This window comes from Paraburkholderia domus (assembly GCF_905220705.1).
GTDB lineage: Bacteria > Pseudomonadota > Gammaproteobacteria > Burkholderiales > Burkholderiaceae > Paraburkholderia > Paraburkholderia domus.
Map to the genome: position 1 here is coordinate 123829 of NZ_CAJNAT010000008.1, position 16454 is coordinate 140282.

The following is a 16454-nucleotide window of genomic DNA, read 5'->3' on the forward strand; positions in this document are numbered from 1 at the left end:
TTACGTAAGCGCGGCGTACGAGGCTCACGAATTCTTGTCTGCCGCTTTCGCACGCGTCTGCGCGAGCGGCGCGCCGTTCGGATCCTGATCAGCGGTCATCGGCACCATATGAGCGCGCACTGCATCGCCCGGACGCACGCGTTGGATGCCGTTCACGACAATCCGGTCGGTTGCCTGCAAACCGTCTTTGACGACGCGCAGATTGCCCTGCATGCTGCCGACCGACACCTCGCGATACACGACGTGGTTGCTCTGGTCGACCACCAGCACGAATTTCTTGTCCTGATCGGTGCCCACCGCTGCATCGTCGATCAGCAGTGCCGGATGCGGCGCGCTGCCGCCCACCTTCACGCGTGCATACAGACCTGGAATCAATGCACCATCCTGGTTATCGAAACGCGCGCGCACCCGGATCGTGCCGGACGACGTATCCAGGCGGTTGTCGACAGATTCAATCGTGCCGCTGCGTGAGTAGCCGCTTTCATCCGCCAGACCCAGGTCAACCGGCACCTTGCTGCCATCCTTCGCGCGGCTCAGAAACTGCAGGTAGGTTTGTTCGTCGACGTCGAATGATGCATAAATCGGCGAAACCGACACCAGCGTGGTGAGCGGCGCGGAACTCGCGCCCGCCGCCACCACGTTGCCCACCGTGATTTCCGCACGCGACACACGGCCCGCTACCGGCGCGACGACGTTCGTGTAGCCGAGATTGATGCGCGCGGTCTCGACGGCGGCTTGCGCGGCCTTCAGGTTGGCACTCGCTTCACGCGCAGCGTTCTGCTTCTCGTCGTAATCGCGCTTGGCGATCGCGTTGTCGGCGATCAGACGTTGCGCGCGTTCCCAATCGCTTTGCGTGTAGCCCGTACGCGCTTGCGCTGCGGCGAGTTGTGCTTCGGCGCGATCGACTTCCGCTGCGTACGGACGCGGATCGATCACGAACAGCGTGTCGCCTTTCTTCACGAGCGCGCCGTCCTTGAAGTTGACTGACACGATCGTGCCCGGCACCTGCGAACGGACGTCCACTTTTTCGACCGCTTCAAGGCGGCCCGAATAGCTCTGCCAGTCTGTGATGGTTTTTTGCACCACGGTGGCCACATCGACCTCCGGCACGATGGTCGGCGCGGCGGGCGAGCTTGCGTCGACGCGAATCGCGCCGAACGTGCCCAGCCCGGCCACCACGATGACGACTAGAGCGGCAATCGCCACACGGCGACGGGAAAGAGGAAGGATAGTCATGTGAAGCTCCCGGTATCGTTGATCAAAGTTCTGCTTATTGGTGTCTCAGCGATGGGCGCGCGCATCGAAGCGCCACTGAAAAAATCGCACCGCTTCCTGCAATGCCGGCGGATGATCGGCCAACGCGGCGTGCGAGACGCTGGGATAGCGCACCACCTGGGTCAGCACACCCGCGTCGATCAGACTGCTCGCGTATTTCTCCGCTTCCACATGCAGCACGTCGTTTTGCGCCGTCGCGATCAGCGTGGCCGGCAGGCCCGCGAGGCGCGACGATTCAAGCGGCGCGGCATACGGATGCATGCGTTGCGACGCTTGCGGCAGATACGCGCGATAACACGCCGCGCATTCCTTCGCGGTGATGTCCGAACCCAGGCGCTGTTCGTCGCCCAGGCGCGTAAGGCTCGGATCGAGCATCGGTCCGAACAGCGCTTGTGCGGCGATGCGCACGTCGCCGCGATCGCGCGCGATGAAAGCGAGGCAATTGGCCAACTGCCCGCCCGCATCGTGGCCCGCCACGCCGATCTTCTTGCTATTCCCGCCAAACGCGCGGGCTCTTGTCTGCACCCACAGCGCCGCGCGATGTGCATCTTCAGGCGCCGCCGGAAACGGAAACTGCGGCGCCAGCGAATAGCCGACCGAGACGACGAGAGCCGGTAAGTGTTCTGCGAAATACCGCGCGGCGTAGTCGGCCTGATTGATCGAGCCCTTCGTAAAACCGCCACCGTGGAAATAAAGCAATACCGGCAGTGCGGTTTTCTGTGACTGCCGGTACAAACGCAACGTAATGTCCTGCGCGTGCCCTTCGATCTGCACGTCAGTGACGTCGAGTGCCGTGCTGTCTGGCTGTGCCGGGCCGCTGTTGGCGGGCACAAAGGAGTACGGCGGTTTAAATGCATCCATGTCGAGCCGCGCAATGCGCATAGAACTTCAATGGTGCGAATTGTGGGTTCGGCAGACTCGTAAATAAATGCCTATAATCCGGCAACACAATTCGGCGCCCCTGAACAATCGAATGCGATTGCTCTGCGGATTCGCTGCAGATTCGATCCCTGCTCAGAGCGCCCGCCCCTTTTAGGAGGTTTGCAATGGACCGGCTTCAGGCCATGCAAGTGTTCACGCGCGTCGTCGACACCAACAGCTTTACCCGTGCGGCGGAGACGCTCGACCTGCCGCGCGCATCGGTTACTACCATCATTCAGAACCTCGAAGCGTTCCTCGGCACACGTCTGATGCACCGAACCACGCGGCGTTTGTCGCTGACGCCGGACGGCGCTGCGTATTACGAGCGCTGCGTGCGCATCCTTGCGGACGTCGAAGAGACCGAGGCCAGTTTCCAAAGCGGCAACAAGAAGCCGCACGGCAAGCTGCGCATCGACATGCCCGGATCGATCGGGCGCCTGCTGGTGATCCCTTCGCTGTGTGAATTCCACACGCGCTACCCGGACATCGACCTGCAACTCGGCTTGACGGACAGACCCGTCGACCTGTTGCAGGAAGGCGTTGATTGCGTGGTACGAGTGGGCGCGCTACAGGATTCGTCGCTCGTGGCGCGGCGTATCGGTCTGTTCGAGGGTGTGACATGCGCGGCCCCCGACTACATCGAGCGCGCGGGCATGCCGACTTCGCTCGAAGACCTCGAGAATCACAAAGCAGTCAATTATTTTTCGAGCCGCACGGGGCGCACGATCGATTGGGCCTTTATGGTTGATGGCAAAGAAATCGAAGTGAAGATGAAGGGCATTGTGTCGGTGAACGACGCCGATGCCTACGTGACTTGCGGACTGGAAGGCTTCGGCCTGATTCAGCCGGCGCTCTTCATGGTGCTGCCGCATCTGCGTTCGGGTCAGCTGGTTGAAGTGCTGCCGGAGCTGAAACCTTTGCCGATGCCAATTTCCGCAGTCTATCCGCACAGTCGCCATCTGTCGCCTAAAGTCCGTGTTTTCGTAGACTGGATTGCCGAGCTGTTCGACCGCTGCCCGTTGCTTAGCGGACGCGGCAGTCTCGACGCGACATGCACCAAGCGGACTTTCGAAGAGCGCGAATCTGCTCCGATGCTCGATACGCCGGTGATAACGGAGTGGGTTGCCTGATTCTCGCGAGCTCGCGAGTTGAAGTACAGAAACTGGAACAGTGAATTCCAACCGCGGCTCTAATGCCGCGGTTGCGCGGCAGATGCCCGCCAGTTGCCTGATTGCCGCGCGCGTTATCGCGATTGTTCTGGAATCGCGACAATTCATTTCGCGAAAGTGCGATTTATCCGAATCGCCTCGAAGTCTACATTTCACCCTGTCGCAGCGCTGCTTGCGCTGCAAATGAATCGACAGGAGTGGATCATGAAACGCAATCTCTTAGCAGCTCTGGTTCTTTCGCTGCTTGCCAGCGCACCGGCCTTTGCTCAAAGCAACGGCGGAGGCATTGGGCGTGCAGGCACATACGACACGCAACCGGCGCCGACCACTGGCGGCAAAACCCGTGCTGAGGTTCAGGCCGAGCTGGTCGCGGCGTATCGCGATGGCTCGCTGCCTGCACTGAATCGTACTTCGTATCCGAATAAAGGCCTGATCGGTCAGACGCAGGCTGCGCGCATTGCATTGCAGGAAGACAGGAGTGGCGACGTGACACGCGTTGCCAATGGGCAGTAATTCTGGCTACGCCGTGATGGTTCGGGTTCCGAAATGACTTTTTCCATCGCGGCTGGATATTTGGACTCTTTACAAAGGAGCATGTCATGACACCGTCTGAACTTGATCATTGGGATGTGGATGCGCCTGTGTGGGCGCCGTATCGGGCGCCGCAGCAATAAAGGTTTGGGTTTTTTTGCCTTGGCGGCGCTTGATTTTGTTTGCCTGTGGTGTTGGCCTTTCCTTGTTTTGTTAGTGGTCTATTAGCGTCGCCCCTGTGCGGGGCGGCACCTACTTTTCTTTGCATGCCGCAAAGAAAAATAGGCAAAAGAAAGCGGCTCAAACCGCCAGCTCATAAGCGGGTCCCCTGGCTCGGAGGGGATAGTGGTGCATCTGGAATCTGTGCTCTCGCACATTCGACGCTCGTGACAAAGCAGTCATGCTTCCCGCCTCGCACTTCGTGCTCGCCGGAAGGGTCAATCGTGCAAAACCATGGCTTTTGTTTAGACGTGGTGGGAACCATCGGCTTCTTCTCAGCGAAGCGCTAGCTGAGCTAGTGCTTCGGAAATGTACCCGCGCCGAACGTGGCCAGCGGCATACGAAGTACGGCTGGGCGCCGAAGACGGCAAGCGGCTTTTTGAAGTATGGCGGGCAAGGAGCACAGCAGCCAGCGCGGCGAAGTCGCACGCGCATCCAAAATGGCAGACAGATTTGTGAACTACCACCGAGCGTAAACGGTTAGTAGTTTGAGAGCCACCGCCGAACGTAAAAACGGTGAGCGGTTTAAGAACCACCGCTTCGGCGCGCGCAGCGCCGCCGGAAGTATGACGGCTTTGTCACCAGGGCCGAATGTGCGAGGACACAGATTCCAGATGCACCATTAGCCCCTCCAAGCCAGGGGACCCGCTTATGAGCTGGCGGTTTGAGCCGCTTTCTTTTGCCTACTTTTCTTTGCGGCATGCAAAGAAAAGTAGGTGCCGCCCCGCACAGGGGCGACACTAATAGACCAATAAGAAACCAAGGAAAGGCCAACGCCGTAGGCACACAGACACCAAGCGCTGCGCGGGCAAAAAAACCGCTACCTCTTAGGCACCCCCTCCCGCCACTCACTCCAATGCGTGGCAATATCCTGCACAAGCGGATTCCCAGACCTGTACAGGTTCTCAATAGCAATCGTAAAACCCCCTTGCGCAGCATAGTTAAGCAAATTATCCGCACTAGTCTGCCCATCGTATGGCCGATCGAAATCGGACCCCGCCCGCAGCACCGCAACACGATTCAAATCGACCTTATGAACAGAGGCCGCGCGCTTAAGCGCCTCATACGTCGCGTTATCCTCCTGCTGCGTTGTGCAATAGACACCGTTGCCATCGGTCAGAATTTTGGTCCAATCCCGCGCCCGCTGCCCGAGCAACGTCCCTGACCACCAGGTATCGCCCGCGAGCGTATCGCATTGAATGACGGTAGGCGGCCGATTCGCCGGTGCATAGGAATATTTGGCCCGCGCAGCCTGCGCTTGCGCATTATCGGAAAGCACAACGCTACGCGACAGAGCAAACGCCGTATCGGCCAGCTGAGTATTCAACTGAAACACCTCCGTTCGATAGTCGAGCGGCGGCTTATCCGTAGGGCTCTTGGTATTGATCCCAAGGTACCCGGTATTCCAGCCAGGCGGAATCTCCCGCCCATCGATCTCCCACTGAATCCCAAAGTCGACCAGATACTTCGCCCACGCGGCGGACCCGACGGTGCCCTGCTGCGGATCGATCCCCGCAATGCCGGCAACCATAAAGTACGTATGCCGCAAATCGAAGCGCGGCGAGAAGATCAACGCCATGATCGACGCGGCAGCGTTGCTATGCCCCATGCCGGTGGTCATGACGCACACGTCCTGCTTATTGCAATGAACCGTCGGGTAGTCAGGCGATAAGCCGTCGACCGTAATCTCGCGCCACGGCCCGAGCCGATCAAGCCACACCTGCCCCTCCGGCCCGAACATCGAAATGATCATCACCTTGACCGGCCGCCCGTGCGAGCCGCCGTCGCCCTGCGAAAAGCCATCGTTGTCGTCCGCGCTGGCGGGGCCGGGTGTAAAGGCGGCGCATGCCGCGAGTGCAATGACAGAGATTGCGCCAAGTGTGCGAGTCAGCATCGTGGTCCTTCCTTTTTGCCTTTGATGCAGATTGGGAGAGGGGCTGCTTGCAAGCCGAAAGAAGTATAGATGTGACGAAATTATTTTCCACTACATGTTGCGGTATTTCACTAAGCCCTATTGGTCCCTGCCGACCCGCGCGTTCGGCCGGCCCTCTGCACGTCAATGCGTCCCTTCCTATAATGGAGAGCCGTCAGCATGCACAGCGGTTGCGCACTTCAACACAGGAGCACCACGATGGATTATGTGAAACTCGGCCGCACCGGCCTCGATGTATCGCGTCTTTGTCTCGGTTGCATGAGCTACGGCGTGCCCGCTCGTGGCACCCACCCCTGGTCGCTCGGCGATGAAGCGGCACGCCCCTTTATCAAGCAGGCGCTCGACCACGGCATCAATTTTTTTGACACCGCCAACGTTTACTCGGACGGCACCAGCGAAGAAATCGTCGGCCGCGCGCTGAAGGACTTTGCGAAGCGCGACGAGATTGTGCTGGCTACCAAGGTGAATAGCCGCATGCATCCGGGTCCGAACGGTGCAGGCCTCTCGCGCAAGGCGATCATGGCGGAAATCGACAACAGCCTGAGACGCCTCGGGACGGATTACGTCGATCTGTACCAGATCCACCGCTGGGATTACGACACACCGATCGAAGAAACCATGGAAGCGCTGCACGATGTCGTGAAAGCGGGCAAGGCGCGCTATATCGGTGCATCGTCGATGTATGCGTGGCAGTTCGCCAAGGCCTTGCACGTGGCTGAACGCAACGGCTGGGCGCGCTTCGTGACGATGCAGAACTACGTGAACCTGCTGTATCGCGAAGAAGAGCGCGAGATGCTGCCGCTGTGCGAGAGCGAAGGCATCGGCGTCATTCCGTGGAGCCCGCTGGCACGCGGACGCCTGACGCGCGACTGGAACACTGAAAGCGCACGCTCGGAAACCGACGAATTCGGTCGCACACTGTACGCGCATACCGAAGACGCGGATCGCCGGATCGTGGAGCGGGTCAGCCAGATTGCCACGGAAGGCGGCGTGCCGCGTGCGCAAGTCGCGCTAGCCTGGGTATTGCAGAAGAAACCGATCACGGTGCCCATCGTCGGTGCGACCAAGCTGCATCATCTGGACGATGCGGTCGCGGCACTGTCGCTGAATCTGAGCGCGGATGAAATCCGTCAACTGGAAGAACTGTATGTGCCGCATGCGGTAACCGGATTCAAATAAGCGGCAAATGCACCGGCCTGCGGCCGCAGAAAGAGGCGCCTGAGCGGAGACCTGCGTGGAATCCGCCGCCCCCCCTGATGGCCGGGACGTGCCCCGCAAGCGGGACAACGCATCAAACCCGCGGCACGTCCGGTTCAAAAAACACCCAGCGCACCTGCGGAAACACCGCCTGCAGGTCCGCTTCAATCACGTTGATCGCGTCGACCATCGCGCGGCCGCTCGCGTACTCGATCATTTCGGCCTGCACCGCCACCACCACGTGACGCCCCCATTGCAGCGTAATCATATTGATGATGCTGCGAATCTCGGAGCGGGCGCGCAGATGCGCTTCGATCGCGCGGCGCACTTCCGGGCTTGCCGATTCGCCGACGATCATCGACTTCACTTCGCGCGCCACCAGCCACGCGATCACCATCAGCAACACACCCACGCCGATGGAGCCCAATGCGTCGTAGACGGGATTGCCGGTCACCATCGTCAGCAGCACGGCGACGAAGGCCATCGCAAGACCCGCTAACGCGGCAATGTCCTCGCCGGCCACCACCAGCAGTTCGGACTCGCGTGTTTCGCGAAACCAGCGCCACAGGCCTTTGTCCGGATGCGTCTTGCGGATTTCCTTAACCGCGCCCCACAACGAAAGGGCTTCGAGCACCACCGAAACGCCGAGTACGACAAGCGCCACATACGCATATTGCAAAGGCTCACGCGCAAATAAGCGATGCACGCCCTCGTACACCGAAAACGCGCCGCCGACAAAGAACAGCAGCAACGCCACCAGCAGCGAATAGAAATTGATCTCGCGGCCACTGCCCATGGGATGCAGCGGACTCGCGGGCTTGCGTGCTTCACGCAAGCCGAATAGCAGCAGCAACTGGTTACCGCAGTCGGCGGTCGAGTGAATGGCTTCGGCGAACATCGAGCCGGACCCGGTGAACGTGGCAGCAGCGAACTTGCAGATGGCGATGCCGAGGTTGGCGGCGAGCGCATAGAAAATGGCTTTCGGCGATTCTTCTTTCATCGTCGTGGAGAGGGTCCGTGAGTTTGCAAAGCGCTTTCGGTTGGCAAGAGTCCGCATTATGGACATGCCAGGCGGCATGCGTCCAACCCCGGCGCTGTTTTGCGCCGGGGTTCATGACGTATGCCGCGCCGCTATCCTCTCTCGCGGTCTGTCGTGCTATGCCCTTTCGAGCGCGGCCATCTCACGCACGATCACCAGCAACATCGACAGGCTCGCGCCGCCGGTGGCCCGCAGATCGGCTAGCAGACGCGCATAACGCTCCAGTTGCGCGGCGCGCTTCTCACGCCACGTCTGAACCAACGCATCCGGCGTCGACGCCTCATCTGCGTCGGCCAGCGCGCTCGTGGTCAACGCGCGTTTCAGGCGTGCGAGTTCGGCCAGCGCCGTGGCGCGCGCCAGCATGTCCCAGTGCGTCGGCGCCGGCAGCGAGGACGCGCGCTCGCTGATCCAGCTGTAGTTGAGCAGCGTGCCAAGCGCGAAGTAGACGCCCGCCACGAGTTCGAGACTGCGCCCGCAAGTCGCCGCGACCTCGGCGATGTCGAGCAAAGCCGCCGAGATTTCGCCGCTGGCGATTCGCACCGCCAGTTCGCCATCGACACCCGCGTCCACCAGCACGCGTTGCCGTTCGGACAGCGCTTCCAGATCGGCGATCGGCAGCAGCGCGGGCCATTGCGGCGCGAGGCGTTGCGCCGCGTCGCGGCAACGTGCGAGCAAGCCGGCGACATCGCCGTCGCTGACCGCCCCCGATTGCAACTGCCGCAGGAACCACAACGCCGAGCGTTCGACGAGCCGCGCCACTTCGACGAACATGCGCGCCTGCACATCGTCGGCGACACGGTTATCGAGGGCGTCGATACTGCGCCACACGTCGTCGAGATCGAACACGTCGCGCGCCATGATGCAGGCCCGTACGATGTCGCCAGGCTGCGCATCGGTCTCTTCCATCAGGCGATGCACGAACTCGCAGCCCACGCGATTCACCAAGGCATTGGTCAAATGCGTTGCGAGAATTTCGCGCCGCAACGGGTGACGTTGCATCGGTTCGCTGAAGCGCTGCCGCAACGGCTTCGGAAAGTATTCGATCAGCATATCGCTGACGAGCGGATCTTCCGGCATCGACGATTCGAGCAATGCGTCGTACAGCCACATCTTGCTATAGGCAAGCAGCACCGCGCGCTCGGGCGTGGCCAAGCCTTGTTTCGCGGCCTGGCGTTCGGCGACTTCCTCATCGGTCGGCAAGAACTCGATCACGCGATTGAGTCGGCCCGCACGTTCGAGGTAACGCATCAAACGTGCTTCAGCGTCGAGCAATTCGACGCCGTAGCGGCCCGCAATCGAGAGTGCCTGGGTCTGGTAATAATTGTCCTGCAAGACGAGCAAGCCGACTTCATCGGTCATCTCTGCGAGCAGCGCATTGCGCTGTTTTTCGGTCATTTCGCCGTCGGAGACGACCAGTCCCAGCAGAATCTTGATGTTGACCTCGTGGTCCGAACAGTCGACACCGGCGGAGTTGTCGATCGCATCGGTATTGATGCGGCCGCCGCGCTGCGCGAATTCAATACGTCCGAATTGCGTGAGACCGAGATTGCCGCCTTCCGCTACGACCTTGCAGCGCAGATCGGCGCCGTTGACGCGGATCGCATCATTGGCGCGGTCGCCGACCTGCAGATGCGTTTCGCGGCTCGCCTTCACATAGGTGCCGATGCCCCCGTTGTAGAGCAAGTCGACAGGCGCCTGAAAAATCGCGCGCATGAGTTCAGTGGGCGCGAGCGCCGGCGCGCTGATGCCAAGCACCGACTGTACCGCCGGAGACAACGGAATCGTCTTGGCGGTACGCGGAAACACGCCCCCTCCGGCAGAGATCAGCGACGGATCGTAATCCGCCCAACTCGACCGGTCGAGCATGAAAAGGCGTCCACGCTCGGCAAGGCTTACCGCAGGATCCGGATTCGGATCGAGAAAGATATGCCGATGATCGAACGCGGCCAGCAGCTTGATATGCGGCGACAGCAGCATGCCGTTGCCAAAGACATCGCCCGACATATCGCCGACGCCGACCACCGTGAAGTCGGTCGTTTGCGTATCGACGCCCATTTCGCGGAAGTGCCGCTTGACTGACTCCCAGGCGCCGCGCGCGGTAATCGCCATTTTCTTGTGGTCATAGCCGACCGAACCGCCCGACGCAAAAGCGTCGTCGAGCCAGAAACCGTATTCCTGCGAGATAGCGTTCGCGTAGTCGGAGAACGTGGCGGTGCCCTTGTCGGCGGCGACCACCAGATAGGGATCGTCGGGATCGTGACGCACCACATCCGGCGGCGGCACCACCGCCGTGCTCGCGAGGTTATCGGTCAGATCGAGCAGGCCACGCAGGAACGTCTGATAGCAGGCGATCCCTTCGCGCATCCACGCGTCGCGGTCGGTCTGCGGCGGCGGATTCTTCACGACGAAGCCGCCTTTGGAGCCGACCGGCACGATCACCACGTTTTTCACCATCTGCGCCTTCATCAAGCCGAGCACTTCAGTGCGGAAGTCCTCACGCCGATCCGACCAGCGCAGCCCGCCGCGCGCGACACGGCCGCCGCGCAAATGCACGCCTTCCACGCGCGGCGAGTACACCCAGATTTCGAACATCGGCTTCGGTTCGGGCAAACCGGGCACTTGCGCAGGATTGAACTTGAACGACAGATACGGTTTCGGATGGCCGTCGGCGTCGAAGCGATAGTAGTTCGTGCGCTGCGTGGCCTTGATGACGCCGAGGAATTGCCGGAGTATTCGATCCTCGTCGAGGTTCGGCACCTGATCGAGCGCACTATCGATCGTCTTCAACCAGCCGTCGACGCGAGCCTCGCGCGTATCGCCGAGCACCGGATCGAAACGTGCAATGAACAACTCCACCAGCATGCGGGCGATCGCCGGATTGCCGGTGACCGCGCGTTCGATATAAGCGTCGCTGAACGTCGAACCCACTTGCCTCAGGTACTTGGCGTAAGCACGCAGAATCGTCACCTCGCGCGCACTCAGTTGCGCGCGCAACACAAGGCGGTTGAAATCGTCGCTTTCGATTCCACCGGTCCACACCTGTTCGAATGCATCTTCGAAAAGATCCTTCACCCGTTCGATATCGAACTCCGCATCGTCCGCGAGTTCGAGGCCGAAGTCGTGAATCCACGCAGGCGTGGCGTCGAGCGCTTCGATCAGATAAGGCCGCTCTTCATCGACACGCACGCCGAGATGTTCGAGCATCGGCAAGCTGCGCGACAAAGCAATCGGCAAACCCGCACGATAAACCTTGAAACGAAACGCGCGTGGCCCCGCTTCGATCGGGCGGTACAGGTTCATGGCGAGCCGCTCGGTGCCCTGCACGCGTTCTATCAACTCGATATCGCGCACCGCGGTGCGGGCCGGATAATCGTCACGATAGCCGGGGGGAAACGAATCCGCGTAGTGTTGCAGGAGACGGTTGCCCTGTTCCTCGCCGAATGTGTCGAGCAATGCGTCAGCGAGATCGTCCTGCCAGCGGCGCGTGACCTGAACGAGCCGCGCTTCGAGTTCGCGCGTATCGACTTTGGGCATGCCACCCGGTTTCGCACGCACGACGAAGTGAATGCGCGCGATGGCCGACTCCGATAACAGCGGCGTGAATTCGACACTTTCCCCGTTGAATGCGTCGGTCAGCAGGTTGGCAATGCGTCGCCGCAGATCGGTGTTGTACTTGTCACGCGGCACGAACGCGAGACACGACACGAAGCGGTCGAAACGGTCGCGCCGCACGAATAGACGCGTGCGCTGATGCTCCTGCAATCGCAGCACGCCCAGCGCGATATCGTAGAGCTGGTCTTCGTCGGCCTGAAAGAGTTCGTCGCGCGGATAGGTTTCGAGTACCGTCACCAGTGATTTGGCCAGGTGGCCCTTCGGCAGGAAACCGGCCCGCCGCACGATGTTCGCGCATTTGCGCCGCACGATCGGAATTTCCGAGGTCGAAACCAGGTACGCGGTAGACGTATACAGGCCGATAAAACGCCGTTCGCCGCTCACCTTGCCGTCCGCACCGGTCAGCTTGATGCCGACGTAATCCAGATAGCCCGGCCGATGCACCGTCGCGCGCGAGTTGGCCTTGGTCAGGAAAATGGGCCACGCGCCGGAGATGATGTCGGCGGCCGCCGGTGACAACGGCGTGACTTCGAGCGCGCCTGCGGGACGCATCGCGTCACGCAGGATGCCGAGTCCGGAGCCCGGTATCGCGCGCAAGCCAAAGCCGATATCGTGCTGCACCAATTCATAGTCGCACTGGCCAAGAAACGTGAAATGATCGGCCACCATCCATTCGAGGAACGCTCGGGCCTCGATACCTTCCGGCCCCGCCTCGCCGGCCTTCATGCCTTTGACCGTAGCGCGCGCGAGTTCAACGATCTTCGGCCAGTCTTCCACTGCGGCGCGCACGTCGTGCAGCACCCTGGCGATCTCGTCACGCAATTCGTCGAGCTTCGCTGCGTCGCCGCAACGGTCGACTTCGAAGTGAATGAACGAGGCAAGCTGCGAGCGCGTATCGGCTGCATCTTCAGCGCCTTGGCCCACGCGCACGATGCTGCCATCAGGCCCGCGCCAGATGCGAAACACGGGATGCACGACTGAATGCAGTGCGAGCCCAAGACGGTTGACCGCCATCGACACCGAATCGACCAGAAACGGCATGTCGTCGTTGACGATCTCGACCACGGTGTGATCGGAATGCCAGCCATGCTGCTCGAGTATCGGGTTATAGACGCGCAGCCGCTCGCTGCCGGGCACGAAGCGCTGTGCAGTCTGCCAGTGCGCGAGCGCCGCGCCGTAAAGATCGGCAATCGAACGGCTTTGCAGGTCGTCGGCGTCGACGAAATCGTAGTAGTGACGCAGGAAAGGCTCGACGACTTTGAAGGTCGGCTCCGGCAGCCGCCCACGCGCAAATTCGATGACATCGTTCAGGAGGTGCGTGACGGCTTCTTCATTCTTTGCTTGCATGATCAACTCCCCTGGCGGGCGGCAATAGCGAGTATCGCTTGATTCGCATGCATCGTCTGAACGGGGATTATGCGCCTGCCACCAGAAAAGCGATGCGCGAGTGGCCTTAGGTTATACCCGCTGCCAGTCGACGTGCCGTGCTCGGCCCCGCGGTTTGTTTAAAGCACGGTCTTCGGCTCGCCGACCTCTTGCATCAGCCACTCGCGAACCTGTTCACTGGTCCACTCCGGGTCGTCGTGCGGCAAGTCATGACCGGCCCATTGATGCTCTAGATGCGTTGCGCCCCACGCCGCCGCGAGCTTCGCCGAACACACCGGGTTGACCAGCTTGTCGGCGCGCGAAGAAAGAATCAGCAGCGGGCACCGCGGCTTCGCAGCCGCTGCACTAAAGCGCGCGGCGGCCCAAAGCTGGCGTAACGCATTACCCCGGCTCACTGGCGCGCTTCGGCGAATTTCGCTCCATGCATCGAGATCGGCGCCCAGCGTTTCAACGTTATTGCACGTCAGTCGATGAATGCCGCTTTCCGGGCGCGGCGCATTGCGCCAGTGCGATGCGACGCCCAGGAGCCCCGGCCATGCCGACGGCCGCAAGCGCTCGTGCATCCGGCTGAACGGCCGCATACTGGTATTGATCAGCACGAGCCGCTCGATCTCGCCGGGATGCCGTTGCGCCCAGTCGGTCGCCACCATGCCGCCAAGCGACATCGCCAGCACGCGATAGGGACCGGTTGCGCCGGTTTGCAATGCAGCAATCCGCACGAAGCCCACCATATCCTCGACCGCAGACGGCGCGCGCAAGTTCGCGAACTCACCGTTGCCCGGCAGATCGAGTAGCAACAGGCGATCCGCGCCGATCGCCTCGCGCAGCAAGCCGGGAAAACGGCCCCAATGGCGTGTTTCGCGCGTCAGTCCACGCAACAGGATCCACGTGCTCATGAAGCTTCCGGTTTATACCAATGGTCGATCGCGCTTTGCAGCAATTGCTCGCGACGATTGCCTTGCGGCAGCCAGCGTTGCGACGAGTACGCGGCGCGCGCGAGGAAATCGAGCAGATTCGCATGGCGCCGCAGCACGCGTGCGGTGCGATGCTCCTTCACCGGATTGAACATGCCCTGACGCGAAAACAGTTGGCGCGGATTCTTCTTGATCCACAGCCACGAACCGAGTTCGAGCGTCATCGGCAGAAAGATGTTCGGCGCCGGCGTGCGGTCATACGCGAAGTCCCACAGATCGCCGTGCAACAGATACTGGTGGCTCTGCGGTTCGAAAGCGTAGCCATGATGCGGATGCGCGCGCTCGAACATGGTTTTCAGCACGTACATTTCCGGCAGATGCGGCATCAGCTTGCGCGTGCGCGCGTAGGGAAACCAGATGCTGTCGCGCCAGCCGTAACCCGAGTGGCAGTCGAGCGCGATGCTCAGGGGCCGCCCGGCCATTTCCGTTTCGACCACCCGCAGGAGCGCCGCCGCTTCCGGCTCCATCGGTTCCCCTTGCCGGCCGCGATACCAGGGCAGCCAAGCGCCAACCCGCTGGCCGCCGGCGAGCAGCGGCACGCGTTCGTCGGCATTCTGCGGCGCATTGCGCATCAGATCGACACCGTTGGGATTGGCGCGCGTGGAAGCCCACATACCGCCCGGATTGACGATCGGCATAAAGATCAGACGAATCGACTGCAATTGCCGCACCAGCAGTTCGTCCCATTCCAGGCGCGCGAGCAGCGCGCGCATGTAATCGAGCACGAGTTGCGAACCAATCCGTTCGAGCCCGTGAATGCCGCCAAAAAAACCTATCGCCGGCGCGAGCGGATCGGTCGAACCGATACTCGCGGTGTGCACGCAGAATTGCCGGCCACGCACCGTCGTCTCGCAGACGGTGCGGATCTCGAAGCTGGCGCTGCCCTGGTCGAGGATCGTCTTGAGATCTTCGTACTCCGCAAAACTGTCGGGAAGAAAGCTCAAAGGCTGCATGACGACATCGAAAGGAACTGCAAGGTTATTGGGGACGGCACACCGAATGGCTCAATATAGCCTGGCTGCCGGCGATCATGCGCATCCGGCGCCGCCCAATGCAAATCGTGTCATACGGGTGTCACTTTTAATTCGAACGAGTGACTTTTAATTGCCTTCCTGGCGACGCAAAAAAGACATAAAAAGATATAGTCGTCTAGACGTTGCGATGCCTTCACTCAACCGTCACAGACGCTTCCTAGAATGAGCCCCACACATCCCGGCAATGGCCGGATGCATCAAGGGGTACTTATGGAAGCAATTCGGGAAGCAATTCGTATCGAGCGGTTGAGCAAGACGTTCAGCAACGGCCGCAAGGCGCTGGACGAAGTCGATCTGCGGGTCGAGCCGGGCGAAATGGTTGCATTGATCGGCGCCTCGGGCTCGGGCAAGTCGACGCTGCTGCGGCATATCGCGGGCTTCACCGCCTCGGATGCGCAGCCGTCGCAGATCTCGATTCTCGGCCGGCCGATCCAGCAGAACGGCCGCATTGTGCGAGAAGTGCGCAGCATTCGCCGCGATATCGGCTTCGTGTTCCAGCAATTCAATCTGGTGAACCGGCTTTCCGTGGAGAGCAATGTGCTGATCGGCGCGCTCGCGCGGCTGCCATTGTGGCGCCGCCTCACCGGGCGCTTTCCGGGTGCCGAGCGGGCGCGCTCACTGGAAGCGCTCAATGAAGTCGGTATCGGCGACCACGCGCGCGAACGCGCCGCCAACCTCTCCGGCGGCCAGCAGCAACGCGCGGCCTTGGCGCGAGCACTGGTGCAACGCGCTCGCATCGTGCTCGCCGACGAACCGATCGCATCACTCGATCCCGAGTCGTCGCGCCGCGTGATGGAGATGCTGCGCACGCTCAACCGCGAGCATCAACTGACGGTGCTGGTGTCGCTGCATCAGGTCGACATCGCCATGCAGTTTTGCCCGCGCACCGTTGCACTGCGTCGCGGCATGGTGGTCTACGACGGCCCCTCTGCCGCGCTGAGCCCTGCCCTGCTCAAGAAACTCTACGGCGACGACGCCCGCGAACTGCTTGACGAGGCCAGCGCCGATAGCACAACCCATCATGCGGACAACAACACGAACGAGGGCGGCACCAGCGCACCGGCGCAAGATGCCGCGCCCACCTCGACGCGCTATGCGTTCGCCCTCAATCCGGCGCACTCGAACTGAGCGCGTCCACCCATTCTGTTCACTCAACCGGACCTC

At 61.3% G+C, this 16454-nt stretch carries 11 protein-coding genes; 4 read left to right on the forward strand and 7 right to left on the reverse strand.

Annotated features, from left to right (window positions below):
* Positions 1 to 24 precede the first annotated feature (24 nt).
* Positions 25 to 1236, reverse strand: coding sequence for an efflux RND transporter periplasmic adaptor subunit (locus KHO31_RS16770; RefSeq protein WP_201075911.1), 1212 nt, complete (start codon positions 1234 to 1236; stop codon positions 25 to 27).
* A 45-nt stretch (positions 1237 to 1281) separates the two neighbouring features.
* On the reverse strand, positions 1282 to 2136 hold the full coding sequence (locus KHO31_RS16775; protein ID WP_201075909.1) for an alpha/beta hydrolase: 855 nt from the start codon (positions 2134 to 2136) through the stop codon (positions 1282 to 1284).
* A 185-nt stretch (positions 2137 to 2321) separates the two neighbouring features.
* Between KHO31_RS16775 and KHO31_RS16780 the strand changes: the two genes are divergently transcribed.
* Both KHO31_RS16780 and KHO31_RS16785 read left to right on the forward strand, forming a co-directional pair.
* Entirely contained in the window at positions 2322 to 3326 is a 1005-nt protein-coding gene (locus tag KHO31_RS16780) for a LysR family transcriptional regulator (protein WP_201075907.1), read from the forward strand.
* Positions 3327 to 3569: 243 nt separating this feature from the next.
* Entirely contained in the window at positions 3570 to 3878 is a 309-nt protein-coding gene (locus KHO31_RS16785; protein WP_201075905.1) for a DUF4148 domain-containing protein, read from the forward strand.
* A gap of 1057 nt (positions 3879 to 4935) precedes the next feature.
* Here the strand turns inward: KHO31_RS16785 and KHO31_RS16790 are convergent.
* Positions 4936 to 6009, reverse strand: coding sequence for a purine-nucleoside phosphorylase (locus KHO31_RS16790; RefSeq protein ID WP_211623751.1), 1074 nt, complete (start codon positions 6007 to 6009; stop codon positions 4936 to 4938).
* Between the two features lie 237 nt (positions 6010 to 6246).
* On the opposite strand from KHO31_RS16790, the gene KHO31_RS16795 reads away from it, so the two are divergent.
* Entirely contained in the window at positions 6247 to 7227 is a 981-nt protein-coding gene (locus KHO31_RS16795; RefSeq protein ID WP_211623752.1) for an aldo/keto reductase, read from the forward strand.
* Between the two features lie 112 nt (positions 7228 to 7339).
* Here the strand turns inward: KHO31_RS16795 and KHO31_RS16800 are convergent, their stop codons facing one another.
* From KHO31_RS16800 to KHO31_RS16815, 4 genes are all read right to left on the reverse strand, one after another.
* Positions 7340 to 8245, reverse strand: a complete 906-nt coding sequence (locus KHO31_RS16800) for a cation diffusion facilitator family transporter (RefSeq protein WP_201085730.1) — start codon at positions 8243 to 8245, stop codon at positions 7340 to 7342.
* Positions 8246 to 8401: 156 nt separating this feature from the next.
* A complete protein-coding gene (locus KHO31_RS16805; RefSeq protein ID WP_201075897.1) occupies positions 8402 to 13243 on the reverse strand; it encodes an NAD-glutamate dehydrogenase in 4842 nt (1613 codons plus the stop codon).
* Positions 13244 to 13401: 158 nt separating this feature from the next.
* Positions 13402 to 14178 carry an alpha/beta fold hydrolase gene (locus KHO31_RS16810; RefSeq protein ID WP_201075895.1) on the reverse strand — a complete coding sequence of 259 codons (777 nt, stop codon included), beginning with the start codon at positions 14176 to 14178 and terminating at the stop codon, positions 13402 to 13404.
* Positions 14175 to 15209 (reverse strand): M14 family zinc carboxypeptidase, encoded by a 1035-nt coding sequence (locus tag KHO31_RS16815; protein WP_201075894.1) that lies wholly within the window; start codon positions 15207 to 15209, stop codon positions 14175 to 14177. The genes KHO31_RS16810 and KHO31_RS16815 overlap by 4 nt, the downstream gene beginning before the upstream one ends.
* 291 nt (positions 15210 to 15500) lie before the next feature.
* On the opposite strand from KHO31_RS16815, the gene phnC reads away from it, so the two are divergent.
* Entirely contained in the window at positions 15501 to 16418 is a 918-nt protein-coding gene (gene phnC / locus KHO31_RS16820; RefSeq protein WP_211623754.1) for a phosphonate ABC transporter ATP-binding protein, read from the forward strand.
* The last annotated feature ends 36 nt before the right edge of the window (positions 16419 to 16454 follow it).